12 protein-coding genes are annotated in these 13,986 nt (G+C 74.0%); 5 read left to right on the top strand and 7 right to left on the bottom strand.

The window, feature by feature from the left end; genetic code table 11:
* Nucleotides 1-6 precede the first annotated feature (6 nt).
* From E4198_RS16010 to E4198_RS16000, 3 genes are read right to left on the bottom strand one after another with little or no spacing between them, the layout of a single operon-like run.
* A complete protein-coding gene (locus E4198_RS16010) occupies nt 7-807 on the bottom strand; it encodes an ABC transporter ATP-binding protein (protein WP_136183759.1) in 801 nt (266 codons plus the stop codon).
* Nucleotides 804-1,568 (bottom strand): cobalt ECF transporter T component CbiQ, encoded by a 765-nt coding sequence (gene cbiQ / locus E4198_RS16005; RefSeq protein ID WP_136183758.1) that lies wholly within the window; start codon nt 1,566-1,568, stop codon nt 804-806. The genes E4198_RS16010 and cbiQ overlap by 4 nt, the downstream gene beginning before the upstream one ends.
* 39 nt (nt 1,569-1,607) lie before the next feature.
* On the bottom strand, nt 1,608-2,792 hold the full coding sequence (locus E4198_RS16000) for an energy-coupling factor ABC transporter permease (protein ID WP_136183757.1): 1,185 nt from the start codon (nt 2,790-2,792) through the stop codon (nt 1,608-1,610).
* 289 nt (nt 2,793-3,081) lie between these two features.
* Between E4198_RS16000 and E4198_RS15995 the strand changes: the two genes are divergently transcribed.
* Nucleotides 3,082-3,495 carry an SsgA family sporulation/cell division regulator gene (locus tag E4198_RS15995; RefSeq protein WP_247597708.1) on the top strand — a complete coding sequence of 138 codons (414 nt, stop codon included), beginning with the start codon at nt 3,082-3,084 and terminating at the stop codon, nt 3,493-3,495.
* Between the two features lie 5 nt (nt 3,496-3,500).
* Nucleotides 3,501-4,247, top strand: a complete 747-nt coding sequence (locus tag E4198_RS15990; RefSeq protein ID WP_136183755.1) for a PP2C family protein-serine/threonine phosphatase — start codon at nt 3,501-3,503, stop codon at nt 4,245-4,247.
* A 123-nt stretch (nt 4,248-4,370) separates the two neighbouring features.
* Here the strand turns inward: E4198_RS15990 and E4198_RS15985 are convergent, their stop codons facing one another.
* Nucleotides 4,371-6,620 (bottom strand): MMPL family transporter, encoded by a 2,250-nt coding sequence (locus E4198_RS15985; RefSeq protein WP_136183754.1) that lies wholly within the window; start codon nt 6,618-6,620, stop codon nt 4,371-4,373.
* A 176-nt stretch (nt 6,621-6,796) separates the two neighbouring features.
* Between E4198_RS15985 and E4198_RS15980 the strand changes: the two genes are divergently transcribed.
* On the top strand, nt 6,797-10,270 hold the full coding sequence (locus E4198_RS15980) for a S41 family peptidase (protein ID WP_210732835.1): 3,474 nt from the start codon (nt 6,797-6,799) through the stop codon (nt 10,268-10,270).
* 150 nt (nt 10,271-10,420) lie between these two features.
* Here the strand turns inward: E4198_RS15980 and E4198_RS15975 are convergent, their stop codons facing one another.
* The 3 genes from E4198_RS15975 to E4198_RS15965 all read right to left on the bottom strand — a co-directional run bounded on the left by E4198_RS15975 (nt 10,421) and on the right by E4198_RS15965 (nt 12,837).
* Complete coding sequence (locus tag E4198_RS15975; RefSeq protein ID WP_136183752.1) at nt 10,421-11,254, bottom strand: inositol monophosphatase family protein; 834 nt, start codon at nt 11,252-11,254, stop codon at nt 10,421-10,423.
* Between the two features lie 82 nt (nt 11,255-11,336).
* Nucleotides 11,337-12,245 (bottom strand): hypothetical protein, encoded by a 909-nt coding sequence (locus E4198_RS15970; protein ID WP_136183751.1) that lies wholly within the window; start codon nt 12,243-12,245, stop codon nt 11,337-11,339.
* Between the two features lie 274 nt (nt 12,246-12,519).
* The gene (locus E4198_RS15965; protein ID WP_247597707.1) at nt 12,520-12,837 is read right to left on the bottom strand and encodes a hypothetical protein; all 318 of its coding nucleotides are present in this window, start codon (nt 12,835-12,837) and stop codon (nt 12,520-12,522) included.
* A 127-nt stretch (nt 12,838-12,964) separates the two neighbouring features.
* Here E4198_RS15965 and E4198_RS15960 point away from each other — a divergent pair, with 127 nt between their 5' ends.
* The gene (locus E4198_RS15960; RefSeq protein ID WP_136183750.1) at nt 12,965-13,789 is read left to right on the top strand and encodes a helix-turn-helix transcriptional regulator; all 825 of its coding nucleotides are present in this window, start codon (nt 12,965-12,967) and stop codon (nt 13,787-13,789) included.
* Entirely contained in the window at nt 13,782-13,985 is a 204-nt protein-coding gene (locus E4198_RS15955) for a DUF397 domain-containing protein (protein WP_348771305.1), read from the top strand. The genes E4198_RS15960 and E4198_RS15955 overlap by 8 nt, the downstream gene beginning before the upstream one ends.
* Nucleotide 13,986: the final 1 nt, after the last annotated feature.

Below are 13,986 nucleotides of genomic sequence, written 5' to 3'. Positions count from 1 at the left end.
CGCCGGTCAGCTCCCCTGCGGGGGCGCTTCCGTCTTGGGGTCGAAGCCGAAGGGCAGTTCCAGGCGGTGCGCGCGCATCAGCGTCTCGTCGCACAGCAGGTCCTGCGTGCCGCCGTCGGCGACCACGACCCCTTCGCTGAGCACGACCGCGCGCGGGCACAGCTCCAGCGCGTACGGCAGGTCGTGCGTGACCATGAGCACCGTGACGTCCAGGTCGCGCAGGATGTGGGCGAGTTCGCGGCGGGAGGCCGGGTCGAGGTTGGACGAGGGCTCGTCCAGGACCAGGATCTCCGGGCGCCCGGCGAGCACCGTCGCCACCGCGACCCGGCGGCGCTGGCCGAACGACAGGTGGTGCGGGGGCCGGTCCGCGTAGGCCTCCATGCCGACCCGCTCCAGCGCCTCCCGAACCCGCGCCTCCAGCTCGTCGCCGCGCAGCCCGGCGGCCGCCGGTCCGAAGGCGACGTCCTCGCGCACGGTCGGCATGAACAGCTGGTCGTCCGGGTCCTGGAAGACGATGCCCACCCGGCGGCGGATCTCCGCGAGGTTCCGTTCCTCCACGGGCAGCCCGGCGACGGTGACGCTGCCTGCGCCCGCGGTGAGGATGCCGTTCAGGTGCAGGACGAGCGTGGTCTTGCCGGCGCCGTTCGGGCCGAGCAGCGCGACCCGTTCCCCGTGCGGGACGGTCAGGTCCACCCCGAAGAGGGCCTGGTGACCGTCCGGGTAGGCGTACGCCAGGCCGTGCACCTCCAGCGAGGGAGGCTCGGCGGCGGGCGCCTCAGGGGGGGTGTCGGTGTCGCGCACAGTCATGACAGGACCCATCCTGCCAGGCACACGGCCAGCGCCGATACCGGAAGCAGAGCGCTGCGGGCCCACTGGGCCCCGGTGGCGGTCGCCTCGTCGATCACCGGCATCGACCCGGCATACCCCCGGCTGAGCATGGCCAGATGCACGCGCTCCCCGCGTTCGTAGGACCGGATGAACAGAGCCCCCGCCGACTTGGCCAGCACGCCCCAGTGTCGGACGCCGCGCGCCTCGAAGCCGCGGGAGAGGCGGGCGATGCGCATCCGCCGCATCTCGTCGGCGACGACGTCGCCGTAGCGGATCATGAAGGACGCGATCTGCACCATCAGCGGCGGCAGCCGCAGCCGCTGGAGGCCGAGCAGCACCTCGCGCAGCTCGGTGGTGGCGGCCAGCAGCACGGACGCGGCGACGCCGAGGGTGCCCTTGGCCAGGATGTTCCACGCGCCCCACAGTCCGGACTCGGAGAGCGACAGGCCCAGCACCTCCGTGCGCGGGCCCTCGGCGACGAACGGCATCAGCACCGCGAACGCCACGAACGGCACCTCGATCAGCATCCGCTTCAGCAGATGCCCCGGCGGCACGCGGGCCGCGACGGCGACCGCCGCCAGCAGCACCGCGTACACGCCGAACGCCCACATCACCTCGCGCGGCGTGGCCACCACGGCGAGGACGAAGCACAGGACGGCGACCAGCTTGCAGTGCGGCGGCAGCGCGTGCACCGCCGTGTGCCCGTGCCGGTACAGCCGGTGCGCGTGCCCTGCTCCCATGTCAGCTCTCCCCGGGACGCGCGACCGCGCGGCGCGCCGTCACCGGTTCTCCTGCGACGGGGCCGGGCCGGAGGGGACGGGGCCGCCGTCCGGGTCCGCGCCGGTACCCGGTGTCGTGTCGGCGGGGCTTGTGTCGGCGGCGGCCGCGGAGCCGGAACGGCGGCGGCGCACGGTGAGGAAGACGCCGCTGCCCACGGCGAGGGTCGCGCCGACGCCCACCACACCGGCCAGGCCGCCGGAGATCCGGGCGTTCTCTACGTCCGCCACGCCGTAGTCGGCCAGCGGGGACTCCGCGAGGTCATGCTCGGTGGCCTGCTCCTCGAAGCCGAACTCGGCGGCGACCTTCTCCAGGCCGTCGGGGTGCGCGGAGGCGTAGAAGCTGATCACGCCCGCGCAGGCCAGCGTGGCGCCCAGGCCGGCCAGCCACACCTTGCCGGCCGGCCGGTGCGCGGCGGGGGCGGGCTCGGGCTGCGGGGCCGGGGCGGTGGTCTCGGTGCGGGCGGCGAGGGACTGCTCGGCGGCGGCCGGAGTGCCGGGCACCGCCGGGGCGGCACCGGTGCGCAGGGTGAGCGGCGCGGTCAGGCCGCGCGCGCCGTACACCAGGTCGGGGCGCACGGACAGCACCGCGCCCACCGTCAGCGCCGTGATGATCGCCTCGCCGATGCCGATCAGGACGTGCACACCGACCATGGCGCCCAGCACCTTGCCGAGCGCCACGTCCGCGGTGCCGCCGAGGGCGTAGACGCCGACGAAGGAGGCTGCCGCGACCGGGACCGACACCACCGCGGCCACGAACGCCGAGGCGGTGAGCGACGAACGGCGGCGCGGCAGCACCTTCACCAGGCCGCGGAAGACGCCGTACGCCACCACCACGCCGACCACGCCCATCGTGGTGATGTTGGTGCCGAGCGCGGTGAGGCCGCCGTCCGCGAAGAGCACCGCCTGCATCAGCAGCACCACGGATATGCACAGCACACCCGTGTACGGCCCGACGAGGATCGCCGCCAGCGCACCGCCCAGCAGATGGCCGCTGGTTCCGGCGCCGACGGGGAAGTTCAGCATCTGCACCGCGAAGATGAACGCCGCCACCAGACCGGCGAGGGGTGCCGTGCGCTCGCCCAGCTCACGGCGCGCGCCGCGCAGCGAGACGGCGACCGCGCCCACGGCGACGACGCCGGTGGCGACCGACACCGGCGCGTTGATGAATCCGTCGGGGACATGCATGGCGAAGGCTCCGCTTCTCGGTGGGTGGTGGTTCCGCCGGCGTGCACCGGCCGTCGTGCAACGGCTGGTGGAGGGCCGGCCAGCGGACCGACCCTGCAGACAGCCGTTCGATGGTAGTGGGCACCTGCGAACGGTGTGCAAGAGCGTGCACCCTGCGGAGGAATACCCAACCCGAGCGGGCGCCATGCACTGTGGCGCAGCTCACGGGTGCGGCGCCGTGACTACGGGGCGGCGCGGCGCGTCTGACCCTGCAGGGGGCGTCGGCACATGCCGATGGAAAGGAGCATTCGTGTCCGTCATCGAGCACACCGTGCAGGCCCAACTGGTCACCCGGGCGCCCGAGCCCCGCCCGCTGAGGGTCCTGCTGCGCTACGACCCGCGGAACGCCTTCGCGGTCTCCGTGACCTTCCCCGCCCCGGCCTGCCTGGACGGCGTCGAGGCCGTCTGGACGTTCTCCCGCGACCTGCTGGCCACCGGGCTGGGCCTCCCGGCCGGCGAGGGCGACGTCCGCCTGCGGCCCGCGGGCCCGCACCGCACGGCCCTCAGCCTGCACGCGGCGGAAGGCATCGCCCTGCTCGAAGTGGACACCCCCGGTGTCCGTGCCTTCCTGGACGCCGCCTACGACCGCGTGCCGCAGGGCGCGGAACGCGTCGGGTCGCACGAGCTCGACCGCGACCTCGCCGAACTCCTGCGAGGCGTGTGACCGACGTGACCGACGTGACCGAAGCCGTACGGGCGGCCGGGGCCGAGTGGTTCCCCGCGACCGCCGAGATGAGCATGGGCGGAGACCTGCACGCCGTGCGCAGCTCCCCGTACGGGCTGCGGCTGCTCATCGGCGACGTCCGCGGCCAGGGTGCCGCGGCGGGCGCGGGAGCGCGTGCCGTGCTGGACGCTTTCGGATCGGTCGCCGCCGAAGCGCCGACGCTGGAAACGGTGGTCGACGCGCTGGAGGCCGCGGTGCGCGGGCACGCGTCCACGCGTACGGACGAGGAGGGCGCGGAGGACTTCGTCACCGCCGTCGTCGCGGAGATCGGCCCCGACGGCCGCGCGCTGCGGCTGGTCAACCGCGGGCACCCGGCGCCGCTGCTGCTGCGCCCCGACGCGGTCCATGTCCTCGCCCCGGCCGAGTCCGGCCCGCCGCTCGGGCTGCGCGACCTGTCCCCGGCCGGCGCATGGTCCCTCACGGTGCCCTTCCCACCGGACGCGACACTGCTGCTGCTCACCGACGGCACCACCGAGGCCCGCGACGCGGACGGCGCGTTCTACGACCCCGTCTCCCGGCTGCGCGGTCACGTCGGCGGCGACCCCGAGGCGGTCGTGCGGACGCTGCGCCGCGAGGTCCGCGCCCATGTCGCCCGCCGCCTCGACGGCCGCCCCGCCGACGACATGGCCCTCCTCGCCCTCCGCGCCACGCACCCCGAGCCCGCCCCGGCCCCGGCCCCGGCCCCGAGGTAGCGGCTGACGACAAGTCCGCCCCCGCCGGAACCGTGCGAGGCGGGACCGGGGGAAGTTCCCGGCCCCGCCTCGTCGGTCGGCGTCCGCCGCGCGAAGGCGCACGCGCGCCGCAGGCGCGACGGGTCAGACCCGCGAGTCCTCGGGCTCCGCGGCGCGCTGCTGCGGCACCGCCCCGGCGGCTTCGCCGCCTTCGGCCAGCCGCCGGCGCAGGCGTTCGCCCTCCACGTCGACGTTCGGCAGGATCCGGTCCAGCCGGCGCGGCACCCACCAGGCGCGCCGCCCGAGCAGCGCGAGCACCGCCGGCACCACGGCCATCCGGACGATGAAGGCGTCGAAGAGGATGGCCACCGCGAGACCGAAGCCCATCATCTTGATCATCGAGTCGCCGGCACCGATGAACCCGGCGAAGACGCTGATCATGATGACCGCGGCGGCCGTGACGACGCGGGCGCCGAGCTTGAAGCCGGAGACCACGGCCCGTTCGGGCGACTCCCCGTGCACGTACGCCTCGCGCATGCGGGTCACGAGGAACACCTCGTAGTCCATCGCCAGCCCGAAGATCACACCGACCATGAAGATCGGCATCATGCTCATGATCGGCCCGGTCGACTCGACGCCGATCAGCTCCGCGCCCCAGCCCCACTGGAAGACGGCCACCACGGTTCCGAGTGCCGCCAGCACGGACAGCAGGAAGCCGAGCGCCGCCTTCAACGGCACCAGCACCGAGCGGAAGACGATCATCAGCAGCACGAACGCGAGCCCGACGACCAGCGAGAGGTAGGGCACCAGCGCGTCGTTCATGACCTGCGAGAAGTCGATGGCGACCGCCGTCGCACCGCTCACCAGGACGGTGGCGCCGGTCTTCGTCTCAAGGCCCTCCGCCCGGTCGCGGATGTCGCGCACGACGTCCTCGGTCTCCGGGTCGCTCGGCCCGGTCTCGGGGATCGCGGTGATGGTCGCGGTGTCCTTGTCGGCATTGAAGACCGGCGGCGACACGTTCACCACGCCGTCCACGCCCCGCACGGACGTGACGACCCGCCCGGCCGCGGCCTGCGGGTCCTCGGCGTCCCGGGCGTCCACGACCAGCAGCAGCGGCCCGTTGAAGCCCGGCCCGAACGCATCCGACAGCATGTCGTACGCCTTGCGCTGCGTGGTCTCGGCGGGCTGGTCGCCCTCGTCCGGAAGGCCGAGCTGCATGCCGGAGACCGGGATCGCCAGCGCGCCCAGTCCGATGACGGACGCCACCAGCACCATGATCGGCCGGCGCAGCACGAACCGCGCCCAGCGGACGCCCGCACTGGGCCGCGCGTCGGCGTGCTCCGCGACCGGGGCACCGGTCTCCGGGTTGGCCTTGCGCACCTTGCGGCCGAAGATCCGCTTGCCGACCATGCCGAGCGCGGCCGGGACCAGCGTGATGGCCACCAGCACCGCGATCACCACGGTGGCGGCGGCGGCCAGGCCCATCTTGGTGAGGATGGGGATGTTGACGATGGACAGCCCGGCGAGCGCGATGACGACCGTGAGGCCCGCGAAGACCACCGCCGAGCCCGCCGTGCCGACGGCGCGTCCGGCCGCCTCCTCGCGCTCCCGGCCCTCCGTCAGCTCCGCGCGGTAGCGGGAGGCGATAAACAGGGCGTAGTCGATGCCGACCGCCAGGCCGATCATCATGGCGAGCGTCGAGGTGGTGGCCGAGAGGCCGAGCGTGGCGCCGAGCGCGGCGATCGAGGAGATGCCGATGCCGACCCCGATCAGTGCGGTGAGCAGCGGCAGTCCGGCCGCGACCAGCGAGCCGAAGGTGAGGATCAGCACGATCGCGGCGACGGCGATGCCGATGATCTCGCCGTTGCCCATGTCGGGCTCGGCGAAGAGGGCGTCGCCGCTGGTCTCCACGGTGAGCCCGGCGTCCCGGCCGGTCTGGGCCGCCGCTTCCAGGTCCTCGCGGGAGGCGTCGGTCAGCTCCATCGCCGGGACCTCGAACGAGACCACGGCGTACGCGGTCTCGCCGTCCCGGCTGACGGCGCCGCTCCGCTTCGCGAAGGGGTCGGAGACCGCGACGGTCTGCTCGCTCTTCGCGTCCTGGAGGACCTCGGCGACGACCCGGCGGTTGTCGGTGGCGGTGATCTTGGCGCCGTCCTCGGCGCGGAAGACCAGGCGGGCGGTCGCGCCGTCCGCGTTGGCCTCGGGGAACTGCTCCCCGAGCAGGTCGAAGGCCTTCTGGGCCTCGGTGCCGGGCAGCGCGAAGTCGTCGTCGGGCGGGGAGGACGCGGTCGAGGCTCCCACTCCGGCGGCCACCAGCAGCGCCACCCAGAGCAGGGCGACGATACGGCGGCGCCGGAAGGCGAGCCTGCCGAGTTTGTACAGGAATGTGGCCACGGGCGTGGTTCTCCGGTTCTCGGGCCCCACCGGCCGCTCACCTGGAGGACGGCGACCGAGCGGAGACAGTGATGGCAGTCCATGCCAAAAGACGCCGGCTCGCATACCCAACGGTTGAGCCGACGAACGAAATGAGGGCCAGATCACAACTTGCCCGCGTCCGTCCGCTTGGGAGAATGGGCGAGGTGACGGAGAACGGCGCGTATCTGAGGTTTCCCGACCTTCACGGTGATCTGGCCTGTTTCATCACCGAGGACGACCTGTGGGTCACGCCCCTGGCCGACGAGGGCGCCGAACCCGGACGGGCCTGGCGGCTCACCGTCGACCGCACCCGTGTCGACCACCCCCGCTTCTCCCCGGACGGCCGCCACATCGCGTTCACCACCTGGCGCAGCCTGGACCCCGAGATCCACCTCGCGCCCGTGGCGGGCGGCCGGACCACCCGCCTCACCTACTGGGGCTCCCCCGACACCCGGGTTTGCGGTTGGACGCCGCCGGACGGCGAGGGGTGCAGCGACGTCCTGGCCGTCTCCTCGCACGAGCAGCCGTTCTCCCACTTCACCTGGGCGTACCAGGTCCGCACCGGCGGCGGCCCGGGCGCCCGCCTGCCCTGGGGCCCCGTCGCCCACATCGCCGCCGGACGCACGGACCGCCCGCACACGCTGCTGCTCGCAGGCACGCCCCCGCACGAACCGGCCGCCTGGAAGCGCTACCGCGGCGGCGCCACCGGCCGCCTGTGGCTCGACGGGCAGCGCCTGCTCCCCGACCTCGACGGCCACCTGGACTGCCCGATGTTCGTGCAGGGCCGCATCGCGTTCCTCTCCGACCACGAGGGCGTCGGCAACCTCTACTCCTGTCTGCCCGACGGCACCGGCCTGAGCCGCCACACCGACCACGCCGACTTCTACGCCCGCCACGCCGCCACCGACGGGCGGCGCGTCGTCTACCAGTGCGCCGGCGAACTGTGGCTCGCCGAGGACCTGTCGCCCGGCGGCCGCCCGCGCAGGCTGCCCGTTCGGCTGGGCGGCCCGCGCCCCGGGCGGCGCCCGTATCAGGTGCCCGCCGCCGCCCACCTGGACGCGCTCGCCGCCGACCACACCGGCCGCGCCAGCGCCGTCGGCGTGCGGGGCAGCCTGTACTGGCTGACCCACCGGGACGGCCCGGCCCGCACCCTGGCCGACACCCCCGGCGTACGGGTGCGGCTGCCGGTGATGCTCGGCGACACCGGCCGCGTCGCGTACGTGACGGACGCCGACGGCGAGGACGCCCTGGAGATCGCCGACCTGCCGCGTGCCACCCGCCCCCGTACCCCGTGGCGGCTGGCGGGCGGACGCCTGGGCCGCGTCCGCGAACTGACCGCCGCACCGGACGGCTGCACGGTCGCCGTGGCCTCGCACGACGGACGGCTGCTGCTCGTCGACGTCCGCGCCCCGGAGGACGCCGAGCGTCCCCCGGAGTGGGCCCCGGAGGCGCGCGAGGCGGGCGACGTGGCGGAAGCGGGCCGGACGGCGGACGAGGCGGAACGCGGGGCGACCGCGGGCGAGGGGGAGTCCGGGGCCGACCCGGAGCCGGGGGGCGAGCCGGAGGCCGGGAACGCGCCGGACACCGGAAGCGCGGCGGAGCCGGAGCCCCCGGCCTGGGACCCCGTCACCGAGCTGGTCGCCTCCGTCAACGGCCCCGTCCACGACCTGTCCTTCTCCCCCGACTCCTCCTGGATCGCCTGGGCCCACCCCGGCATCGGACGCTCTCTCAGCCAGATCAGGATCGGACGCCTGGGCGGCACCCGCACCGTCGTCGACGTCACCGACGGCCGGTTCGAGGACGAGCAGCCCGTCTTCACCCGCGACGGCCGCTACCTCGCCTTTCTCTCCTGGCGCGGCTTCGACCCGGTCTACGACGTGCACACCGGCGACCTCTCGTTCCCCCTCGGCTGCCGCCCCTACCTGGTGCCGCTGTCCTCCGCGACGCTGTCGCCGTTCGCGCTGACGCCCGAGGGCCGGCCGGCCGCCGGCGGGCTGGACCCGCAGAGCGTGTCCGGCGAGTACGGCACGGTGCTGGTCGAGGCGGAGGGCCTGCCCGACCGGGTGACGCCGTTCCCGGTCGCCGCCTCCAAATACTCCGCGCTGCGGCCCGTGCACGGCGGCGGCGTGGTCTGGCTGCGCTACCCGATCTCCGGCGCCCTGGGCGAAACCTTCGTCAACCCGGCCGACACCTCCGGCCGGCCCACCCTCGAACACTTCGACCTGGTCAAGGCGAAACGCACCGAACTCACCGGCCTGGTCGACGCGTTCACCGTCAGCGGCGACGGCTCCCGGCTGGTCGTCAACGACGAGGGCGACCTGCGGGTGGTCCCGGCCACCGAACCGGCCGACCTGGACTCCATGGTCCACGTGGACCTGCGCCGCATCCAGCACGAGGTCGACCCGGCGGCGGAGTGGCGGCAGGCGTACGCGGAGGCCGGCCGCATCATCCGCGCCTACTTCTGGGACCCGGACATCTGCGGCATCGACTGGGACGCCGTGCTGGACCAGTACCGTCCGCTGGTCGAACGCGTCGCCTCACCCGCCGAGTTCGCCGACCTGCTGCGCGAACTCCTCGGCGAGCTGGGCACCTCGCACGCGTACGTGGCCGCGGCCCGGCGCGACGAGGGGCCGCCCCACTACCAGCGGCCCATCGGACTCCTCGGCGCGGACTTCACGCGCACCGAGGCCGGGGAGTGGCAGATCTCCCGCATCCTGCCCGGCAACTCCTCCGACTCCAAGGCCCGTTCGCCGCTGGCCGGTCTCGGCATCCGCGAGGGCGCCACCGTCACGCACGTGGACGGCCGCCCCGTCGACCCGACCGCCGGGCCGTGGGCGCTGCTGACCGCCGCCGGGGGCACCACCGTCGAGCTGACGTTCTCCCGCACCGACCCCGAACGCCCGCCCCGCCGCATCGCCGTCCAGCCGCTGATCAACGACCGCCAACTCCGTTACCAGGACTGGGTGACGCGGCGGCGCGAGGTGGTCCGCGAACTGTCCGGCGGCGCGTGCGGCTACCTGCACATCCCCGACATGGGCGGTTCCGGCTGGGCGCAGTTCAACCGCGACTGGCGGATGGAGGTCGCCCGCCCCGCCCTCATCGTCGACGTGCGCGGCAACGCGGGCGGCCACATCAGCGAACTCGTCGTGGAGAAGCTGACCCGCGTCATCCTCGGCTGGGACCTCACCCGCAACGCCCAGCCCGTCAGCTACGCGGGCAATGCGCCGCGCGGTCCCGTCGTCGCCCTCGCCGACGGTGCCACGTCCTCCGACGGCGACATGATCATCGCTGCGTTCCGGCTGCTCGGCCTCGGCCCGGTCGTCGGCACCCGCACGTGGGGTGGCGTCGTCGGCATGACCGGGCGCCACCGCCTGGGCGACGGCACGGTCATCACGGTGCCGATGAACGCCGCCTGGTTCGACGCCTACGGCTGGTCGGTCGAGAACCACGGCGTCGAGCCCGACATCGAGGTCGAACGCACGCCCCTGGACTGGGCGGAGGGCCACTACACGGTGCTGGCCGCCGCCGTACGCACCGCGCTGGACCGCCTGGAACAGCACCCCGCCGCCACCCCTCCGGACCTCGCGCACGTCCCCGACCGCCGCCGCCCCAAGCTCCCGCCGCGCTGAGCCGGGCCCGTCGGACACCGCCGCCCGGCAGCCGACGCCGGGCCGCCCGCCCTACCGGAACACGGCGGGGACGACCCTGCTCACCGGACGGCAGGGCCCCGCACCCCGCCGTCCTTGCGCGGTTCCGGGTGGCGGCTGGGGCGGGGCGCGTCAACGGTCGCCACGCAGCACGCCCAGCACCCGCCCCAGCGACGCCGCGTCGCGCGCCGCCGCGAGGGGCAGGGCGTTGCCGCCGGTGAGCCGGAACGGCTCCCCCGCCAGGGTCGCGCCCGCGCCTCCGGCCTCCCGGACGAGCAGCAGACCGGCCGCGTGGTCCCAGGGGTTCTCCCAGGCGAACGCCACGGCGTCCGCCACGCCGGAGGCCACGTCCAGGTAGGCGCACCCCGCCGAAGTGATGGGGCGCGTCTCGAACCCGGGCGACCGCAGCCGCAGCAGGGCCTCCTTCTGCGCCTCGTCGGAGTAGACGTAGTAGGAGGTCGCCACGCCGAGCACGGCACCCGGCGCGGGCGCCCCCGCCCGCAGCTCGCGCCCGTCCAGCCGGGCGCCCGCGCCCCGGCGGGCGACGGCCATCCGGTCCCGCGCGGGCAGGTACGTCCAGGACGCGACGACCTCGCCGCCCTGCACCAGGGCGACGAGCACGCAGAAGCCCTCCTCCCCGTGCACGAACGCGCGCGTGCCGTCGAGCGGGTCCACGATCCACACGGGACCCTCCCCGTGCAGCAGGTCGAGCACCGAGCGGTCGGCGTCCACCGCCTCCTCGCCCACCACCACGGACCCGGGCAGCAACCCCGTCAGGGACTCCGTCAAGCGCTCCTCGGCCCGCCGGTCGGCGACGGTGACGAGGTCCAGCGGCCCGGACTTCCTTGCGACGTCGCCCCCGGCCAGCAGCCGGAAACGCGCCATGATCTCCTCGTCCGCGACCTCGCGCAGCACCGACTCGACCTCGCGCAGGACGCTTCCGGAACGCAGGAGTTCATCAGGCATCCCGGCAGCAGACCACACCACCCGCACGGGGCGCAGCACTTCGACCGGCGTTCCGGTGAGCCCCCGGGGAAGCCCCTGGTGTTCAGACGCACCGCGCCTGCCGCGCCGCGAGGAACCGGGCGAACCCCGCCCCGACGGGCGCCGGCTCCCGTTCCGCTTCGGCCTTCGCCCGGCACTCGGCGCACAGCGTCTCGCCCGCCGCCGGGCGGAACAGGCGCGGCTGCGTGTGGACCCCGGCGCACTCCCGCATCCCGGCCACGCGCGGCTGCGGCGGAGCCGCCGCCGGTGCCTCCGCGAGCCGATCGTGCGGCGGCACGTCCGGCAGCGCGTGCTCCAGCCGCCACTTGAGCACGCCCAGCGGCGACCGTACGTCCGCCAGCCCTTGCGTGAGCGCCTGCCGGATGCGCAGAGGCGACAGGCCGCTCTCCAGCCACGGCGCCACCAGCGGCGCCCAGCGCCGCGCCGTCCGCGCGGGCATCGCCAGCCTCGGCTGCTCCCGCCCCAACGACCGCAGCAACTCCTCGCCCTCGCACGGGGTGGGTGGGTGGTCTTCCTCCCCCGTCTTCTTCTCCGGTGGACCGCCGACGGCCCGACCGGTCGGCTCACCGACCGCCGGATTACCGGCCCCCGGCCGCACCAGCCGTACCGCGTCCGGGACCGCCGTACGTCCGTCCCGTACGGCGGCTGCCTCCTCGGCGGTCAGCACGGTGTTGGAGACCAGCTGCACGGTCGCGAACCGACCCTGCTCCACCTGCACCCGCCACTCGTGGAGATAACCCTCCGCCAGCAGCACGCGCTTCGCGCGCTGGAAGGCGGTCTTCCTGATCCCGGCCTTCCGCGCCGTCTCGCTCAGGCACTCACGGTTTCCGGGCGGGAGCGACAACTGCCAGAGGAGCAGGTTCTTCGCGTCCGACGACAGACGCGGACAGCGGATGATCCCGTTCGGGATCTGCGCGAACGAGCGCGCCAGGGAGATAACATGCCGGAGCATTCCGGGGACTCCTTCTGTAAGTCCTACGGGGTGTAGGGCCTCGTCCGGTGTTGGCCCACCGGGCGGGGACCGCCCCGTTTCCGTCACGAGGCAACCCATTCAGCGGCAGAGTACACCTCATGTGACCATCCCAGGACATTCCGTCACCCTCGGCGAAGCTCACCCCCTCACTCGGGCGCGCCCAGCACCGCCAACGTCACCACCGCCCCGATCGCCGACGACACCCCCACCAGGAACAGCACCCCCGCGAACCGCCCCACCGCCCGCACCACGTTCACAGCCGCTCCCCGCGCGACCGCGCGTTCGCCTCCCGCACGGCAGCGTGCATCGCCCCCTCCGACACGACCTCGGCCAGCCGCAACGCCACGTCGGGCCGCACGTTCCCCAGCTCCACCAGCGGCGCCGTCGCCAGCCGCCCGCACGCGCACCCGTCCGCCTGAAGGTCCGGCAACGTGATCCGCGCCGCGTGCAGCGCCAGCCGCAACGCCCGCACCGCGTCGTCCGGATCCACCCGCTCCCCCACCGCGTCCTCCCGCGCACCCCGCACCGCCCGCATCGCCAACTGCGACGCCGCGTCCGTCGTTTCGTTCACCGATTCGTCCCCTTCTCCTGCGACTCGACCGCACTGTGTGCTCGACTGATCACAGACTCGCGCCGTGCGCAGAGGACCGGAAGCACCGACGTGTGGCCCAACGGACAGGGACCACAGGGGAGAAGCAATGCCCGAACACACGACCGCCAAGGCTTCGGCCCGCCAAGTGCTCGCCTCCGAACTCGCGCGCCTGCGCGAGGAGGCCGGGCACTCGCTGGGCGACCTCGCGGACCTGACGACGTTCGACCGCTCGTACCTGCACAAGCTGGAGACCGGCGCGAAGCTCGGCTCCACGCAGGTGATGGCGGCCCTGGACGGTGTCTACGGCACCGACCGCCACCTCCAACTCCTCTGGGAACTGGCCAAGGACGACGCCTTCCGCGACCGCTACAAGCGCTTCATGGAACGCGAACGCGAGGCCACCGTCCGGTACTCCTACTCCCCCGCGACGATCCCCGGCCTTCTCCAGACCGAGTCCTACGCCCGCGAACTCCTCACCTCCGCCCGCCCGACGGACGAACAGGACGTCGAGGAGCAGGTCGCCGCCCGGCTCGGCCGCCAACACCTGCTCCACGAGGGCCCGTCACCCCTGCCGTTCCGGGCCCTCATCGACGAGTCCGTTCTCCGCCGCCCCACCAGCGACCCGACCACCTGGCGGGAACAGCTCGAAGCACTTCTCACCGCCACCGAGCGCGCCCACATCACCCTCCAGGTCGTCCCGCTCTCAGTGGGCCTGCACTGCCTCGTCGGCACGTCCCTCACCCTGCTCTGGCTGCCCGACGGCACCACGGTCGCCTACATCGAGAGCGGCTACGCCGGCGAACTGACCGAGGACGTGACCGAAGTCGAACGACTCCGGCTCGCCTACGATCACTTGAGAGACCACGCACTGTCGCCCACGCAGTCCGTGGCGTTCGTCCGCGACCTCGTGAAGGATGTCCCCGATGCGTGACCCCCGCAGCGCCGACCTCGCGCCGAACCTCCACTGGCGGAAGTCGAGCTACAGCAACCAGGACGGCGGCGACTGCGTCGAGGTCGCCGACGGCCACCCCACCCACATCCCCGTCCGCGACTCCAAGTCCCCCGCCACGGGAACCCTCCTCTTCCCCGCCCCCGCCTGGCAGGCGTTCCTCACCACCCTCCGCTGAC

Source organism: Streptomyces sp. RKND-216 (assembly GCF_004795255.1).
Taxonomy (GTDB): Bacteria; Actinomycetota; Actinomycetes; order Streptomycetales; family Streptomycetaceae; genus Streptomyces; species Streptomyces hazeniae.
The sequence above is the reverse complement of the archived record's forward strand: the minus strand, read 5'-3'. Positions and strand labels throughout refer to the sequence as shown.